The organism is Variovorax sp. Soil_C_17, assembly GCF_057657265.1.
On the sequence record NZ_JBDGIT010000021.1, the window covers coordinates 1 to 15,725 of the forward strand.

Here is a 15,725-nt window from a genome sequence, read left to right on the forward strand (position 1 = left end):
GCCCAGAAGATGCCCCGGCTTCCATCCTCGAAGCTTACTTTGCTGCGCTGCACACCCCCAAGAAATGGATGGACTCCTGATGGTGCGCCAGGAGGTCTTCAAGGCCAAGCGCAGACGCCAACTGGAGTTCGGCGCCGGCGACAACCCGATCGAGGCCTTCCTGGCGCTGCGGCGTAAGGACGCCGGCAAGCGTCGGCGCTCGGCCAGCGACATTGCGCAGGTCCAGCGCGAGCGGAAAGCGGCGGCCGCCAAGGCTAAGGCAGGAGCGGCTGCGTCGCCGCCACTGGCTCCGGCTCCGGCGCCATCCGAGCCAGGCTACTCGCAACTGGTCACCGGCCGGGTCAAGGGCAAGCGGCTGCGCATCGAGCGCGGCTACGCGCGCTGAACGCTGGCACGGGGTGTGCTGCGGGGCGCCGGCCGGGCCCGTCCACGCCGGCCGTCGCGGGCCGAGCCGATGGGCTGTTGCCCGCAAGGAGCAGGCATGAACCACAAGAAGTCCGCGACCGCGCCGGTCGCGTCAAGGCCACGGGTCAGCGCGACGCGCGTGCGAGGCTCGGGCTCAGGTGGCAGCGCTGGCGGCGCTGGCGGCACCCCCTCGAGCGTCGTGCCAACGGCTACACCGACCCTTGCCCCGCTGTCGGTGCACAACCATCCGCTGGTGCGTCGCCACTACCGCGTGGCCACGTCGGCCATCGAGGCGTTGGTCGATCTGGTCGAGCACTGCGTGCGGGTGCTCATCCCCGGGGCCCTCATTCACGCGCGCCCGCGCATCGGCAAGACGCATGCGATCGACTACGTGGCGCTGCACCTGGGCCGCCAGCGTCCTGACATCCTGGTGCTGCGCATGTCCTGCGAGCACCACCGCAGCGACTTCGAGGGACCGTTCTTCAGTACCCTCCTGGGGGCCGCCGGGGTGCGAGAGCCGCAGGCCAGGACGATTGCCGACAAGCGCTTCGCCCTGATCCGCCGGCCGAGCGAGCAATTGCAGATGCGCTCGGGCCATATCGTAGTGCTGCTGTGCGACGAGGCGCAGCGAATGTCCCGGCACGCGCTGGAGTGGCTGCGCGACGTGCATGACCAACTTGCCCACCACGGGTTTCGGCTGATCACTTTCCTGGTCGGTCAACCGCAGTTGATGGAGCACAAGGCGCGCTACCAACTGAGCGGCGACCAGCAGATCGTGGCGCGCTTCATGATCGAGCAGTTGCATTTCCGCGGGATCACCAATGCCGCAGAGGCTGCCACCTGCCTGGCCAGCTATGACCTCACCCGCTATCCGGAGGTATCCGGCCAGACCTTCACTGCTTTCTTCTATCCGCTGGCATACAGCGCCGGGCTGCGGCTGGAGCACTCGGCTGCGGCGCTGTGGAACGGCTTCGTCAAGGCGCACGCGGCCGCGCAGCTGCGCGGCATGACCGAGATTCCCATGGACTACTTCACACGGGCGGTGGAGTCGGTATTGATCAACGGGGTGCAATGGGACGCCACATTCCTGGAACTGGGGTCGGCGCATTGGGAGCGCGCAGTGCGCGAGTCCGGCTACGTGGCGGCGCAGCAAACCGTGCCGCTGCAGGTGTAGCGATGGTGCTCCCGATTCTGGTGACGGCCTCGGCGCCCGAGGCTGCAGTGCCTGTCCGGGTCACCCAGGCACTATGGCTGCGCGTCCTTGCCGCAAGGCAGCAGCGGCGCCGCGCCGGCGCCAACTCGGGCACCGCGCCCGGCTCCTCGGTGAAGAGAGAGCGGGACAAGTTGCTCCACCAATGGAGCCGCGCGTGCCTGCTGCCGCGGCCGCGAGACAGAAAACGGCCCGCTCGTGCGCCAAGAGTGCGGGTACCCGCCCTCCCCGCTCCTGTTTCGCCTGGACGGCAAGAGTTACTGCGCGACTGCGAGAAGCTCATGCGTCAACTGCTGCGCAGATCGAGGGCAGAGTTGTCGCGCTCCGATCGTCAGGCTATCCAGTTAGCGACACGTCAGTTCGACTCGCACCAGGCCACCATCCCGCTGGACCCCGCCTGCGCAGAAGCCGCAGTGTGGTTGCTAGCGGCGATGCATTGGTGGGGCTACCAACATCCAGGTGCGCTTGATCGGGAATCTTCGCATCCGCCGACCGGCCTTGTGCGGTGGTTGGCCAGATTCAAGCCTATCGAACAGACCTATTGCCCGCGCGAAATCCTTGCCATGTTGCCCGGAGCAATGTGGCGCATGGAGTATCGAAGTCGCGTGCTCGTTGCCGCCATGATCGCCAGACGGCGAGTCGTCGCGCTGCTGCCGGAACTACTTCCATCAGTGCGCTAACGCGCCTTCCTGTGGAAGCAAAACAGAGGCAGTCGCAACTTTACTACTTAAAAGTCGCATCATTACTACACTTCACGGCTGCGCAGGCTTTCCTGAACCTGGATTGATGCGGGACACTCGGCGGGAGCTGCGTACGCCGTTCCGGCCCACAGGGCCCACAGCGATCCGATCGCGAGCCGGCGCATGGATTCCTTCACCATTCGATCACCGAGAAAGCGCTGCCATCGTTGCTCAGCCCGGGGCGCCGCGGATGCCACGTAATCGTGCGTGGAAGCACTTGGCCCTGCGCTCTCCATTGGTCCAGCACCTGGATTCCTTCCGCGTTCTGTCCCATGTAGATGGCGGCGTGCATTCCTGTTATCCCCTGCTGGGGATAGCGTCCCTTCACGAAGGTGGCGATCGCCCATTTGGACTTTCGCTGCAGCCTGGATCGCGTTGAACACGGCCGAGTTGGCCGCCGGTTGTCCTTGGGCCTTTCGAGCGCCCGGATCACGCCGCGCAGGCGCTCGAACTCGAAACAGAGGGCCAGGTAGACCGCGCTGGGCGCGTTGCCGCTGGCCTGGTAGCGCTGCAGGGTGCGCAGCCTCATTGCCGAGGTGCCGGGCAATCTTCTTGCGCGGCTCGACCTGGTCGGCCAGTAAAAGAGACAGCGGCGGCAGCCGTGCGAACGAGGGCGCGAGGAATGGCATGGCGTAAAGCTCCGGCGAGGCGCGGGTTGCGCGAAGGCCGGCCGTGTCGACCCCGCAAGGCCATGTCAGTTTGTCGCGGTGCGGTGGCGCCCTCTTCTGCCCTGCCGTGCGGGCTTTTCAGGGGGCCAGAGGATGAATGAACATAACGGAGACTGGCGCGCAGCGCTCTGTCGCTGTTGAGACAATACGGCCCGTCATGCCGAAAACCCCAGCGGAGTCCCTCGAAACCTTTGTGCATCGCCAGCTGGCGTCGACACTGGCGGCTGTTCTGCTCGAACTGGCAGAGGTCGACGAAGCGGTCAAGGAACGCCTGCTTCGGCTTCAGCTGGCCGACCGACCGGACAAACTGGCCGCAGGCTTTCGCAAGACGTTGATGGCCTGGCAACGCTCGACCCGGTACTACACCTACCGCGACGCGCCCGCGTATGGCCAGCTGCTCCAGGCGTGGCTGGACCAGGTGGAACGTGAATTGGTCCCAAAGGATCCCGCGGCCGGCCTGGCCCTGTTCGAGGCCTTCCTTGAGGCAGACGAGGTGTGGTTCGAGCATGCCGACGATTCCGCAGCCGACATCGGGGACACGGTGCGCTCAGCGTGCCGCCACTGGCTGCAGGCGGCGGCACTTTGCGAAACGCCCCCGGATGTCTGGCCCGAGCGGCTCATGGGGTTGTACCTCGCAGATGACTACGGAGCTCGCGAAGAATTGCTGCGAAGCGCAAACCTGCTGCTCCCGGAGCCGGCGCTTCGCACATTGATCGCTCGCTTCGAATCACGGATGGCCGATGTTCTCGCCGGTGCGTCCGACTCGCGGGGCCTGCCTCACGAGGTGTACACGATCTCGGCGGCGTTGTCGCTGTTGTCTGAGGCACTCGGCGATCCGGATGTCATGGTCCGTGCGGTCTTGCGGTACAGCCCCGAGCCCAATGCACTGCAGCGGGAGTCCTTTGTTCAGGCCTACTTGCGCGCCGAGCGTCCGGATGACGCGCTGACATGGTTGCGGGAACCGTGGAACGACAGGGATGACGACCGCCGGAGTCTGCTCGCGCACGTGCTGGAGCGACTGGGCCGCTTCAAGGAAAGCGTCCCAGTTCGGCGACAGGTGTTCGAGCGCAGCCCCTCGGTCTTCTACCTACAGTGCTGGTTTGCGCACCTGCCGGACGGCGATCGCGCCGAAGCGGAGGAATGGGTCCGGCGACTCTCGTCGAATCACAAGGATCCGGTAACGGCCGCGAGTCTGTTGATCGAACTCGGGGACGTCGAAGCGGCCGAATCAAGGGTGGTGGCGGACGCAGACCGTCTCAGTGGCGAGTACTACGGCTCGCTGGAATCATTGACCAAGGCGTTTCGGACACACACGTGCTGGCGCGGAGAGACAGTCGTGTATCGCGCACTGCTGCTCGGGATCCTCGATCGCGCGTACGCGAAGGCCTATCGCCATGGCGCCCGCTACTGGGCGCGGCTGGGCGAGATCGCCGCCTCGAGCCCAAACCTGGGATTGGCGAAAACGCATGAGAGCTTCGTCACGGAGGTTCGATTGCGGCATGGGCGCAAGCACGCGTTCTGGGCGCGGGTGGACGCCAGAGACGACGGCGTCTGCGACATCGAAGGCGATCGCGACGAAGGGTTAGTCTGAAGGCAGAGTTCCTCATCTCTAGATCCGCCGTGCGAATCGTGGCGTGCCTGCCGAGCAACGCATCGTCACCTTCCCAGTGAACGCTCCGGAGCGAATGCATTGTCCGCTCAGAGGCAGCCATGGGCCCTAAGGCGCCAGTCGATCCCAAGCACCAACGGTCTGCTTGTCTGCTTTGCGGCGGATGGAGGCGAGCATCAACATTCCGGGTCTTTTACACCGCCAACGCTGTTGACTTCACTGCTTCGAGTCGACTGACCAGCTCATCCACCTGAGCCGGTTCGAAGAGCTCATCCGGCCCCCTTGCGGCAAGGTCGGTGAACGGCGATCATTGCGTATTCTCGGTGTCACTCGTGTCCGCCTGGGGTGGCATCGTCGTCGTCGACTTCCTCTGGTGACACCACCTTCAAATACTCGGTACGCACATCTTTCAGCGGCCGTCGGCCGTCAGGCTCCAAACGCCAAAAGTCCCAGCCGTTTGTGCTTCTCTTGCTGACAAAGCTCCCAGCGCTGGATGGGCTGTCAAAGACCTGCCCGTCGACCTCAATGCGGCCATCTGAGAGGACCCGTCCGGAAAAGCCGCCGGATTTCCCTGGGCTTGAATGGAGCGCCTGACCGGCGGCAAGGTAGCCCGCGCCAATCAAGTCTGCAATCTCAACCGTTATGTGCGCGTCCGCCTGTTCTCGTCCAACGAGAACCTTGTGGCCAGACGGCACCGGCCACACGGCCAGAATGGCGTCGATAGCCTGACCAGTTCGAGAATCAATGCCCGACTCGTCCCATTGCTTCGTCGCGTAGGTCTTCAGCAGCCTGCTGTTCAGCAGCACCACATCCTTTTCCTGCAAGTGCGCAGCCTTTCCCGTTTCGCCCAACCATGCACCATTGGAGACCGTGCTATTGAGCTTCTTCGTCAGCAGCGTCAGATTGCCGAGTCGATGAACTCGCGCATCTCGTTCCGCCTCCTGCACACCGGGAGGCAGTGGCCAGTGCTTGAGCCAGGATTGGGGCAGTACGTGTTCGATGGCGTAGCTGTTGCGCCGGATGCGCATCCCCGCTGCGGACGTTTGCCCCGGAATCCATCCGCGCCAATGGTCTTCGATCGATTCCAGCACCATTCGAACTCGTGCCCGGCTCAGCTTTCGATAGACAGGCATCGCCTCCAGCTCACGGCGAACCTCTTCGTCGTCCGGCCAATAGGCTGTTTCCGCGCGTTGAGAGGCGAAGTGCTCGGTCAGGGTCTGTCCGACCTGATCGGCAGGAGCATTTCGAATTACGGAGACGACCTCCGCCATAGTCTTGTTGTAGTTCTTCGCCGTAGCGCGTATCAACATCCTGCGTGCCAACCAACTTTCGAGTACATCCAGCGCGGTCTCAACTTGCTTCTGTTGCAGTGGGCCAGACTTGTGATCCAGCAGGGCCAGGAGCACCGGCTTGACGACCTCACTCTCCAATGTCTTGACGCGATAGGCGAACAGCCCCACGCGATCCATTGGCCCGTCCGGGATCTCGGCATTCTCAGTGAATTCTCGATAGATCGCGGCGGCCCGATGAATTTCCACCAGCAGTTCGAGCATGGTGTGTCCGGCCTGGTAGTCAGCGTAGGACTTGAAGCGAGAGAACACCTCGCGCGCAACCACTTCCTCACCAGTGCGGGCGATCAACCAATGGTTCAGGAAGACTGATGAACGCGGGCTCTTGACGCGCCCGACATTGACTTCCTCTTCCCAGAAGGCGGTCTCAAACTGCGCCCAATAGGTGCTGTAGGCTCCCTCTACATCCGCCTTCTGTTCGAGCAGCCGCTGGAATACAAAGTTTTTGATCAGGTCGGCCGCAGTGAGGACTGCGCCACGTGCATTGAGCGTTTCGAAGATCTCCTGAGCGTTCTCATTGGCGGTGAGGTCGATGACGACGATCTGCAGCAACTCTCGTGCACTACGCTCGACGCCCTCTGCACGCGCAATGATCTTTTCCGGGCCTTCGGCATGGAGCCAAGCACGACACTGCTGCGCAAAGTAGTGATGTGCTTTGACAAGGCGGGACGCACGGTGCTTGAGCTTCTCGTAGTCCACCGGGCTTTTGGCTTCCATCACTTCGTTGAAGGCTGCGCGGTCGCGGTTGGTGGGCCAGACCTTGAAGCGATCTTCCTTGTGCTGGCGAAAAGCCTCGGCGTTGGCGATCAGGGGCTCCAAGCGCGCCGCGGGCATGGCCGCGCCAACCATTTCGATCTCGGAGTGCACTGCATCCAGCAAGATCTGCAAGGTCGTCAGTCGCTGTTGTCCGTCGATGACAGTGCGTTGCTGCAAATCGCTTGTCGGCGTGGGCAGTTGTTGCAAAACGATAGCGCCCAGGAAGTGAGGCGCCTGCGTCGTGCTCGGTGATTGCATCAGGCGAGTGGCCACCCGTTCGAGGTCTTTCCAAAGAGGCTCCCACTGCAGTTCCTCGTTCCAGACGTACGGGCGCTGAAAGAGAGGGACCAGCAGACGCTGGGGCTGCATGAAGATCGCTTGTGGCGTTCGAACTTGGGTGTCCATGTCGATGTAGTACTAGAAAATCAAATTGAGCGCGGAAAGCATACGTTGTTGGCTAGCATAGCGTTGCAGCTTCATCTCATCATCTTTGGCTGACTCGCTGACTCGCTGACTCGCTGACTCGCTGACTCGCTGACTCGCTGATTCGCTTGCTCGCGGAGCTTGGCGGCCAGGCGGCGATTGCAGAATCGATCTACCGTACTTCAGATGTCCGGTTCCAACGGCTAAGCCGCTGCTCTGCCGCCGATCTCGAGGGTCGGAGATCAGTCTAGAAGCTGCCACTAACCGATTTGCCTTCAGCGACCGCTCATGGCCAGCTCATGGCCAGCTCATGGCCGACTGTAGCCGAAGTCGGCTGGGCAGCGCGGGGCCCATAGCTGCCTTTCGCGAGCAGGCTCGCTGCGTGGAGCGTCCCCGGCGCCGAGGTGCAGGCCCGGCACCGGCTCCGCGCCACGGAGCTGCCGTAGTAGCCGACAGCTCTTGCACGCGGCTCGGAGCGCAACTCCTCACACCCCACGCGGTACAGCGTTGAAGTCATGCCGCATGGCCGCGTCAAACATCGCTCATTATCACGACTCGCGAGACCTCCGGAGGCGGTCGCCCCGAGCCCAACACATAGCCATCGAACTCCCGCCCAGAGGTGTATGAGGCAGCCGCCTTGAACAAACCTTGGTGCTCCCATCGATTCACGTCCCGCTTCAGGAAGACAGGAATGGCGTTTGGCTGTTGCGCCAGCAGCTCGCCGGCGGGTTCAATTCTCGTTCCTCGCCCACACAGGATTACCCGAGGAGCCTGCGGGTTCAGCCCGTGCGTGAGGCACGCAGCAACTACCTCGCCATTCTTCGTGGGCAAGTAGGATTGTTTGCTTCCACCCACCTTAGCGTGAATCTCGTCCCGGGTGTAGTCACGGCCGACGACAAACATGCGAGCTCCTTCCTGCAGCACTAGCGTTGGAGATGACCTGGCGACCGCAGGCGGGCGAAGCCCCCCGACAAGAATGTCGACCGTTTCGTTGGCAGGAACCTGGAAGGTCGTGACTAACTTCCGCTCCTGGCCGGACTGTGCCATAGTCGCGAAAAGCTCGGGCTGCGCCCTGAGCAGTCATCGAACTACGCGCACACGCCCTCATTGAGCTACCTTCACTGGAGGAAGGTTCCTGAGTGGCCGCCCCTTGAGGTCACCATAGTCGCCTAGGACACGCTCATCAACTACGACCGTACCCACCGAGGAAAAGCTCAGCAAGCCACAGTCGTAGAGCGCGTGAATGTCCCTCCTTAGCAAGACACCGTCGACGGCGGTGTTCATGCCTTCTCGCCACTTGCTGCCGAGCAGATGTGCGGCTTCGAGGACTTCGGGAACAGCACATCCGGTCACCACGCATCGGCCCTCGCAAGCCAGGAAAACGGCTCGACGAAAGGCGGCCTGCTCAGTCCGCACTTGGACGAGCGCAAAGCGGTCTGCCATCTCGGAGAGCACAGCTTTAGCCTCAACCGGCCTTATGTGCAGCGGGCTCGACACCACATCTGGCCCCGGTCCAAACCAACCGAGCCGCTTTATGGCGGTCCGGACCTGTGGCCTGAGATGCCAAGTCTCGTCGCCCGCAGCGTCTTTGGTGATTAATCCGACCCACATCATCAAGTCTCTTGGCCTTGTCCCCTTGAAATGGGTCGTCAGCAGGCTACCAATTTTGCTGCACGAATTCACCGTATCACCGCGCACCCTGAGATTGGGGTCCCGTTTGACGGCAATGCCTCCTCCGCGCTCAAAGAGAATGCGCAGGTCTTTCAGTTGCCGCTCTGTCGGGCTGATGGCCGCCAGCGCCCTCCTGAGTGCGTCAGCATCGTTCAGAACGTCATGAAAGTCCATTGTTCAAGGAGTGCTTGTGCGATCGGGAAAGTTTGCCTCAGGGCGGCTCTTGACGAATGTGACGGAATCGACGAACTCCCACCAAAGTGCCTTTCGGATCGTGAATCTGTCGTTTCTGCCCGATGACTGACCTGAGTGACGGCTCCTAGCCGAGGGGCAACTATTGGCGGCTGCATTCAGTTGGCCCGTCGCGGGAGCCAGTCTTCGTCTTGGGATAGACCGGCACCATCTGACCTTGCTTCCCTCGGGCCGCGCAATGGGTCTGACACCGCTCCTATAGACGCGAGCCAAGCCAACCGGAGCTATAACCAATCAGCGCACTCGCCACGCCGAAGACAACGATAGCGCCAAGCGCAATCAGTGCAGGCGAAACACGGCGTTTCATGTTTAGTCAAGGCTCATTTGGGCCGGCAAGATGACAGTCGGGTTCTGGCCCGCAAGCCGCTGATGCTAGTCGCGGTGAACACCGATAGCGCTAGGCAGCGACATCAGGGCTCCCGTTCATTCAAATCGACGATGGTGCGCAGCGAGTGGACTCACCGACTGCTTACGAGAAGCTCGCCAGCGACTAGGCAGGTTCCTGCCATTCCGCATACAGCATCTTCTCGACCTCGAGCATCGTGACATTGTGCCGCTCGAGAAGTCCGGCCAAGTGCGTCTGGTCGAGCAACTCCACCGAATTGAGCGCCGCGTTCTCTTGAGCCTGCCGGTTGAAGAACTGGTTGGTGATGCAGACTTTGTCGAACTCAACGGACGGGTGCCGACGTTTGTAGAACGCTTCGCCGCCTACGACCTCCTTGACCGCGTCCCAGTTCAACGCAGCCCCGTCGGTGCCGCTCGTCTTTGCCTGCACAAGTTGGCCTTTGCCGGCGGCCAACGCGACGACGTCCACGCCGTTGTCGTTGCTGCCAGGCGTTCGATAGCAGTCGTACCCGCGCTTGGTCCACAACACGCCAGCGAGGCACTCGAAATGCTGCCATCCCATGCGCAGTGCCATGTCGAGGCTGACACGCTCGTCGATGTCCTCGGCATCTGCGGCCGGAACGACGTCAGCTAGGTTGAAATCGCCCGGACTCACATCCCCCGACCCGTTGAGCATGTCTTCAGCGAGTCCCCGCTTGTAGGCAAGCAGCAGGTCCAGCTTGACATCGAACGTCATGAAATCGCCAGCGCAGACGACCGGGTAGTAAACGCGCACGTCCTTCTTCTGCCCGATGCGGTAGGCCCGGTCTGTCGCCTGGTCCTCTTTGGCAGGGTTCCAAGTGCGGGTGTAGTGGACGACGTGGTTTGCGGCCTGGATGTTCACGCCAAAACCCACCGCCACCGGAGACAGGATGAGGACGCCAAAGCCGTCCAGGGACTGGAAGGCCTTGATGCGCTTCTGGCGGCTTGCAGTGTGGCTGGCCGATGCGCTGGTGTCCCCGTTGATGATGTCGGGCTTGAAGCCGAGCTCGGCCTCGATGTAGTGCTGCAGCAGTCGCTGAATTTCCCGGAACTCGCAGAAGACGATGACCTTCTCGCCCTGCTTCTGGATGAGCTTCAGCTGCGTCAAGAGCCAGTTGAGCTTCGGCGCCTTGTCCCGGTACTGCTTTGTAGGCTCCGGCTTGAAGACGTTCAGCCCATGCGGTCGAGGGTCCGTGCAGACCAGGCGCAAGTAGTGCAAGAGCCCGAGGTGGTTTTTGAAAGGGGTCGGGTGATTCGGATCGCCACGCTTCTTGAAGCTCTCGATGGCCTTGGCGTACAGGTTGCGCTGCGCGTTCGATAGGGGCAAATTGCGGCAGGCGTCCACGACGATTTTCCTCGGTAGGTCCGTGGCGACGTCAGCTTTCATGCGGCGCAGGATTTGGGGAGCGATGCGCGCACGCAGCTCCTCCACCCGGGCGTTCTCCTCGTCGGTCTTTGCCTCTATGGGCTTCCGGTATCTCTGCCCGAAGTCGTTGAGCGCTCCCAGCAGGCCCGGCTGCACGTAGTCGAAGAGGCACCACATGTCGGCCAGGGTGTTCTCGACCGGCGTGCCCGTGCAGGCAATCTTGAAGGCGACGTTCTGCTTCTTGGCAGCACGCGTGACCATAGCCGCAGGGTTCTTGATGCGCTGTGCTTCGTCGCAGACCATCAGCGACCACTTTTGGGCGGCAAAGGAAAACTCGAGGTCCCGTAGCGTTTCGTAGGTGGTGAGGACCACCTTGGCGTTGCCCACCCAGTTCGGGCGGAGGAACTTGACCAAACCGTCGTCGGCCTGCAGACGCTGGTCAACCTGAGCGCGAGGCACGCGCAGGGTCGAAAGCTTCTCACCGTACGCGGTAAGCAGTGGGAGCGCACCGTCCAGGAAGAACTTGTTCGCCTCGTCCGCCCAGTTCTCGAGCAACGAGACCGGCGCCACCACCAGCATCGGCTCGATGTTCGGGTCGCGCTCGATGAGGTATGCCATCAAGGCCAGTAGCTGGAAGGTTTTTCCGAGCCCCATGTCGTCGCCGAGCACGGCGCCGCGAACCTGGTAGTCGGTCTGCAGGCTATAGAGGTGCTGCATCCACGCCAGGCCGGCGCGCTGGTGCGGCATCAGCGAGAACTCTGGGCGGATGCTCTTGGGCATCCTCGGCTCCGTCGGCACGGACTCGAGAGCCTCGCGTCGAAGCTCTTCGTACTCCAGCGATTGGATATTGGCCCGCAGAACAAGCTGCTTCTTCGGCCCGACGGCAGTGTTCTTTGCCGCCTTGTATTGTTTGGCGGGGTCGAAGCTCCCGGCCTCGAGGTCCGCGAAGACTTTCTTGAACGTTTCGACGATGACTGCTGCCTCGTCGAGTGTTACCGCTTGAGGCAGCCCGGACACGTTCACAGTGGTCTCACCGGCGACGTGGGCTGCCTTCACCGACTTCTCAAGCTGTTCGATAGCCGCCTGACTGGTCGGTACGGCAATAGGCTCCGCTGCCCCGGCAGGCTGGTAGACCACCACCGGAAAGACGTTCTCGGGGAACCATCCCTCACCTTCGTTCTTTTTGGCGATGTAGGGCGAGTGATACGGCTTCTCGACTCCGATGCCTTCAACCCGGGAGCTGTAGCCACTCAGGTCATGAACCTGCGCGTAGGAGACAAGGGTCGGGGGTGCCAGCCTGCGCTCAAGAGCCGCCTTTAGCTCGTCATGGTGGCGTTGCGCGTCGCCCTGCATCTCGAGGTCATAGCCTTGCCATGCGACGAGCTGGTAGTTGAGGGCAATCGCCTTGTGCAGAGCACGAACGAAGGAGCCGAGCGCTGCGTCATCAAGCCATTGCGTTTCCGACGTCGAGGGGCCGGTGGAACTTGCCGTCTCGATGAGCAGGCCAACGCGCAGAGGGTAGCCAGAGGCATCGCGTTCGTAGGTGGGCGTGAACCTCTCGTAGGTGAGCCCGGCATCCTCGCGTGCCTTCTCGAACTGCGACTCGACGATGACATCAACAGCGTCGTTGCCAAGGGTGGCGTACGGGTTCAGCAGAAACGCCTGCGCACGTGTGCCGGCGACACGCCGGGCCTCCAGGCGTTTGATTTCTTGCAGGACAGTGCGGACCTTCGGCGTGACCAGGACCTGGACGATGCCCTCCATGGTGACGATGTCGTAGCGGTCCTTGACCTCGCGGCTGTGGTCGAACGCCTCCAGCCAATCGGCGGGAGCGCCCTCGAAACCAGGTTCGATCTCGACTACACGGTCGTCGCCGACATCGGCCGAACGGCGCAGGCCAATCTCGAGCTTCTCCGGCGTCAGGACGACGGAGCGGTAGAGAAAATCATCCAGGCGGGCACCTGCCTGCAAGGCGAGCTTGCGTATCCGGCCCCACGCTTGGCGGTGCGCCAAGTCGTTGTGCTCTTCGGCTGGTCGCCGAGCGAAGCTGACGACCTCCTTGAAGAGCTTCCACTGCTCGGGGCGCATCAGCTCCGCACGGTCGTCGCGGGTCATGAGCGGGCCCATGAGGTCCCAGTCGAACGCGGCTCCGTCTTCGCTGTGCCAGCCAGAGATGGCGACCGAAAAGTCATCATCGGTGAGCGAGTTGCTGCTCCGAAGAGATGGTTTGGCTTCAGTCGCGCGCGGAATCGAAAGCACGTACGGAAGCGAGGCATACGCCGGCTGCGACATTGCCGAGAAGAGCGCGTCCCAGCCCAGCACATAGCCATCTGGCGTCTCAATGGCCAAGCCATCGTCGGACAGCTGAGTCAGAAAGCCTCCGACCATGGGATCCAGGAGCGGCACGCCGCCCTGCCCGGCTCCGCGCGACAAGACCACCCCCGCCGGCGACCAGCGTCGCTGCCAGTCCGCATTTGTGCCACCGCCACTCTTCTTGAACAACTGGAACATTTGTCTCCCTTACTTCCACCAGCCCTTGCCAGGCTTGTGTTGGAAGCCCCATCGGGTAAGCATTCTTGTGATGTGTTCGTAGGTCGCGTCCGTGCGCACCCAGAGGCTTCCGCCTTGGGGCGTCTTGTCTTCAACCTGCAGGCCTTGCCTGCTCGCGAACTTGTTAAGCGCCGACCGCGTGTAGGGCTGCGAAAGGTCGGCGGCCGCGCTGTACGCGGCGTCGCGTTCTCGGGCCGCCAGGACTTGCGATGTGGGTGGAGCAGCACGCGCAGGCGCCGGCACTCTGGCGGCGCGTGGCACGGCCGCGTCGGGTTCGATGCCGAACTTCTCGCGCAGCGTCGCCTCGAACATGTGTTCCCACTTGTCCCAGTTGTGGATGCCGTCCTTATGGCTCATCTTCAGGATATGCGCATCGTGTTTCAGCGAGTTTCGGGCGTTTACCGCCAGACGAAGCGGCTTCGCGGTGTCAAACAAACGGGCCGCTCGTGAGTCGTATCCATAGAAGGCGTTGCTCATCCCACCGAACTCGACAGCGACGAGGTCGCCGATGTTCATGATGAACGCGTTGTTGTTGCCAGACGCGTCGAGATAGCGGATGAGCCCCTTCATCTTCTCGCGGAGCACGACAAAGTCTGGGTCATCGTCGCTCCGGGCTGTCGAGCCAAGCGCAAATTCGATGTGCGATATCGACTTGACGTATCGCTTCCAAAATTCCATGCGTCGACGGTCGCCAACTCCGTCCTGAGCCAGCTTGGTAAAGAAGGTCTCGATGAACTCCAACTTGAGCCAGTCCGCGACCATCGCCCGAGCGTCCGGGACGACGCCGCCCCAGCGAGTTTCGTTCGACGGGAGCCAAGGGTTGCCCCACCAGAGCACGGACGAGTCCCGAAGCCCCTGGTGAAGATGCGCGCCCGGCACTTTCACGTAGCGGTCGAGCAGCATGATTAGGCCGCGGTCCCTCAGCACATCATTGTTGGCAAGGAGTTCAAGCAGTCGTGGCACGAGAGCCTGGAACTGCGCGTTGCCGAGCTGCGTGGCGCCTCGAATCTGCGCGAGAACCAGTTCCCGTAGGAACCAAGAGGCCTTGGCGATACCAAGCTCCTCGCAGAGCTGGTCGATGGCACCGACATCGCCCTTCAAAAGGGCATCGACGTACGGGTCGCAGGGCCGTTCGCCGAACAGCTGCTGATTCCCAATGGCAGTCGCAACCCAGTCCGGATTGGCCTGCTTGTCACGGATAAGGCCATTTTTGTCGCGAAGGTAGTCCCGCAGCATCTTCCAGTTGTTTCGCGCTGCCGGCGGAGCTGACTCGCCCAGTGCGTCGTAGGTGAAGTAGCTCTTGACCAGGCCTTGATAGCAGCGACGGAACGCGCTGGGGCGCACCGACCAGCCGTCTACCCCGTCCAGAACCGCTTGGAAGCGAGACCGGTCTTCAAGCACGCAGGAGCCGCTTGGCCGGTGCGGCAGACAAAGGCCCCAGGACAGCAGATATGCGTCACGGAACGATGCAACTTCCTGGCTTTGCCAGAAGCGCCGAACTGCTTCCAACTGCAGGTCCTCGGAGAGCGCCCGGCCCCCGCTTCCTTTGGTGCGCTCCTGCATCCGCATCAGCACGGTGTCGATGTCCGACGACACCGTCATCGCCCGTGCTCCTTCCTCGGTGCCGGGGCGCAGCAGCGATGCGAGGTGGTCGAGCGGGCTCATCGCAGAGCACACTCGCCAAAGTTACCGGACTGGGGCATCGCCGAGGCCCGGTGCTCGCCCATGCCGAGGAACTCTATTCGCATCTCGACGCGTCGACTTTCTTCGTCGGTGTCCTTGGCTGCGTTGAACGAATACCCGCCGACCAAGAACAGGCTTCGAACGTCTTCCTTCTGCTGGTCCGAGAGCAAGTTGGCGCCACCCATGGCGAACATCGTGCACAGGACGCGCTGGCTACGCTGGAGGCTGAGATTCAGGTTGCTCAGGTAGGAGCCGGTCTTGTCGGTGTAGCCCTCGACGACCACGCGCTTGAGTACCTTCTTTCCCAGGTCGTCATTCGCCAGCGTGAGAATTTCCGGGACGAACTGCCGCAGCACGCTTTCCTGGTCAGCCGCGAGATTGGACTTGCCGAAGGCGAACCGGGCGCGGTCGCCGAAGTCGATGACGCGCCGATCCTTGTCGACTTTGACGCCGTCGTACCGCTTGGCAGCCTCGGTGAAGCGTTCGAGGATGAGCTCAATGTCTTTGCGGTGCTGCTCTTCTGCTTTCTCGCGCTCGCTGACGTTCTTCGTGACCGCAAGGAGGGCAACGCCCATCACCACGAGGAACAGCACCATGAGCGCGGTCATGAGGTCAGCGAACGAAATCCAGAACGGTTTCTCCGCCTCGTCCCGGCCTCCGCGTTTGAGAACTATCTT

At 62.4% G+C, this 15,725-nt stretch carries 11 protein-coding genes; 4 read left to right on the forward strand and 7 right to left on the reverse strand.

The features are described 5' to 3' along the window. Window positions 1–64 precede the first annotated feature (64 nt). The 3 genes from AC3A6Y_RS33810 to AC3A6Y_RS33820 all read left to right on the forward strand — a co-directional run bounded on the left by AC3A6Y_RS33810 (window position 65) and on the right by AC3A6Y_RS33820 (window position 2,295). Window positions 65–385 carry a hypothetical protein gene (locus tag AC3A6Y_RS33810; RefSeq protein ID WP_487872587.1) on the forward strand — a complete coding sequence of 107 codons (321 nt, stop codon included), beginning with the start codon at window positions 65–67 and terminating at the stop codon, window positions 383–385. A 96-nt stretch (window positions 386–481) separates the two neighbouring features. After that, on the forward strand, window positions 482–1,579 hold the full coding sequence (locus AC3A6Y_RS33815; RefSeq protein WP_487872588.1) for an AAA family ATPase: 1,098 nt from the start codon (window positions 482–484) through the stop codon (window positions 1,577–1,579). A gap of 317 nt (window positions 1,580–1,896) precedes the next feature. Beyond that, on the forward strand, window positions 1,897–2,295 hold the full coding sequence (locus AC3A6Y_RS33820) for a hypothetical protein (protein ID WP_487872589.1): 399 nt from the start codon (window positions 1,897–1,899) through the stop codon (window positions 2,293–2,295). 193 nt (window positions 2,296–2,488) lie between these two features. Here the strand turns inward: AC3A6Y_RS33820 and AC3A6Y_RS33825 are convergent, their stop codons facing one another. Further along, window positions 2,489–2,884, reverse strand: coding sequence for a BPSL0067 family protein (locus AC3A6Y_RS33825; protein ID WP_487872590.1), 396 nt, complete (start codon window positions 2,882–2,884; stop codon window positions 2,489–2,491). A 296-nt stretch (window positions 2,885–3,180) separates the two neighbouring features. On the opposite strand from AC3A6Y_RS33825, the gene AC3A6Y_RS33830 reads away from it, so the two are divergent. Beyond that, window positions 3,181–4,614, forward strand: a complete 1,434-nt coding sequence (locus AC3A6Y_RS33830; protein WP_487872591.1) for a DUF6880 family protein — start codon at window positions 3,181–3,183, stop codon at window positions 4,612–4,614. A 344-nt stretch (window positions 4,615–4,958) separates the two neighbouring features. Here AC3A6Y_RS33830 and AC3A6Y_RS33835 read toward each other — a convergent pair whose 3' ends face one another. The 6 genes from AC3A6Y_RS33835 to AC3A6Y_RS33860 all read right to left on the reverse strand — a co-directional run bounded on the left by AC3A6Y_RS33835 (window position 4,959) and on the right by AC3A6Y_RS33860 (window position 15,656). Continuing rightward, window positions 4,959–7,142: a GmrSD restriction endonuclease domain-containing protein gene (locus tag AC3A6Y_RS33835; RefSeq protein ID WP_487872592.1), complete on the reverse strand. Its 2,184-nt coding sequence runs from the start codon at window positions 7,140–7,142 to the stop codon at window positions 4,959–4,961. Between the two features lie 549 nt (window positions 7,143–7,691). Continuing rightward, complete coding sequence (locus AC3A6Y_RS33840; RefSeq protein ID WP_487872593.1) at window positions 7,692–8,063, reverse strand: DUF6697 family protein; 372 nt, start codon at window positions 8,061–8,063, stop codon at window positions 7,692–7,694. A gap of 201 nt (window positions 8,064–8,264) precedes the next feature. Next, the gene (locus AC3A6Y_RS33845) at window positions 8,265–9,005 is read right to left on the reverse strand and encodes an HNH endonuclease (protein ID WP_487872594.1); all 741 of its coding nucleotides are present in this window, start codon (window positions 9,003–9,005) and stop codon (window positions 8,265–8,267) included. A gap of 568 nt (window positions 9,006–9,573) precedes the next feature. Beyond that, entirely contained in the window at window positions 9,574–13,326 is a 3,753-nt protein-coding gene (locus AC3A6Y_RS33850; protein WP_487872595.1) for an SNF2-related protein, read from the reverse strand. Between the two features lie 9 nt (window positions 13,327–13,335). Further along, window positions 13,336–15,030, reverse strand: a complete 1,695-nt coding sequence (locus AC3A6Y_RS33855; protein WP_487872596.1) for an EH signature domain-containing protein — start codon at window positions 15,028–15,030, stop codon at window positions 13,336–13,338. Beyond that, entirely contained in the window at window positions 15,027–15,656 is a 630-nt protein-coding gene (locus tag AC3A6Y_RS33860) for an OmpA family protein (RefSeq protein WP_487872597.1), read from the reverse strand. The genes AC3A6Y_RS33855 and AC3A6Y_RS33860 overlap by 4 nt, the downstream gene beginning before the upstream one ends. Between the last annotated feature and the right edge of the window lie 69 nt (window positions 15,657–15,725).

Coding starts and splice junctions, on each gene's coding strand:
- AC3A6Y_RS33810 (WP_487872587.1), top strand. CDS start 65: ATGGATGGACTCCTGATGGTGCGCCAGGAGGTCTTCAAGGCCAAGCGC.
- AC3A6Y_RS33815 (WP_487872588.1), top strand. CDS start 482: ATGAACCACAAGAAGTCCGCGACCGCGCCGGTCGCGTCAAGGCCACGG.
- AC3A6Y_RS33820 (WP_487872589.1), top strand. CDS start 1,897: ATGCGTCAACTGCTGCGCAGATCGAGGGCAGAGTTGTCGCGCTCCGAT.
- AC3A6Y_RS33825 (WP_487872590.1), bottom strand. CDS start 2,884: ATGAGGCTGCGCACCCTGCAGCGCTACCAGGCCAGCGGCAACGCGCCC.
- AC3A6Y_RS33830 (WP_487872591.1), top strand. CDS start 3,181: ATGCCGAAAACCCCAGCGGAGTCCCTCGAAACCTTTGTGCATCGCCAG.
- AC3A6Y_RS33835 (WP_487872592.1), bottom strand. CDS start 7,142: ATGGACACCCAAGTTCGAACGCCACAAGCGATCTTCATGCAGCCCCAG.
- AC3A6Y_RS33840 (WP_487872593.1), bottom strand. CDS start 8,063: ATGTTTGTCGTCGGCCGTGACTACACCCGGGACGAGATTCACGCTAAG.
- AC3A6Y_RS33845 (WP_487872594.1), bottom strand. CDS start 9,005: ATGGACTTTCATGACGTTCTGAACGATGCTGACGCACTCAGGAGGGCG.
- AC3A6Y_RS33850 (WP_487872595.1), bottom strand. CDS start 13,326: ATGTTCCAGTTGTTCAAGAAGAGTGGCGGTGGCACAAATGCGGACTGG.
- AC3A6Y_RS33855 (WP_487872596.1), bottom strand. CDS start 15,030: ATGAGCCCGCTCGACCACCTCGCATCGCTGCTGCGCCCCGGCACCGAG.
- AC3A6Y_RS33860 (WP_487872597.1), bottom strand. CDS start 15,656: ATGACCGCGCTCATGGTGCTGTTCCTCGTGGTGATGGGCGTTGCCCTC.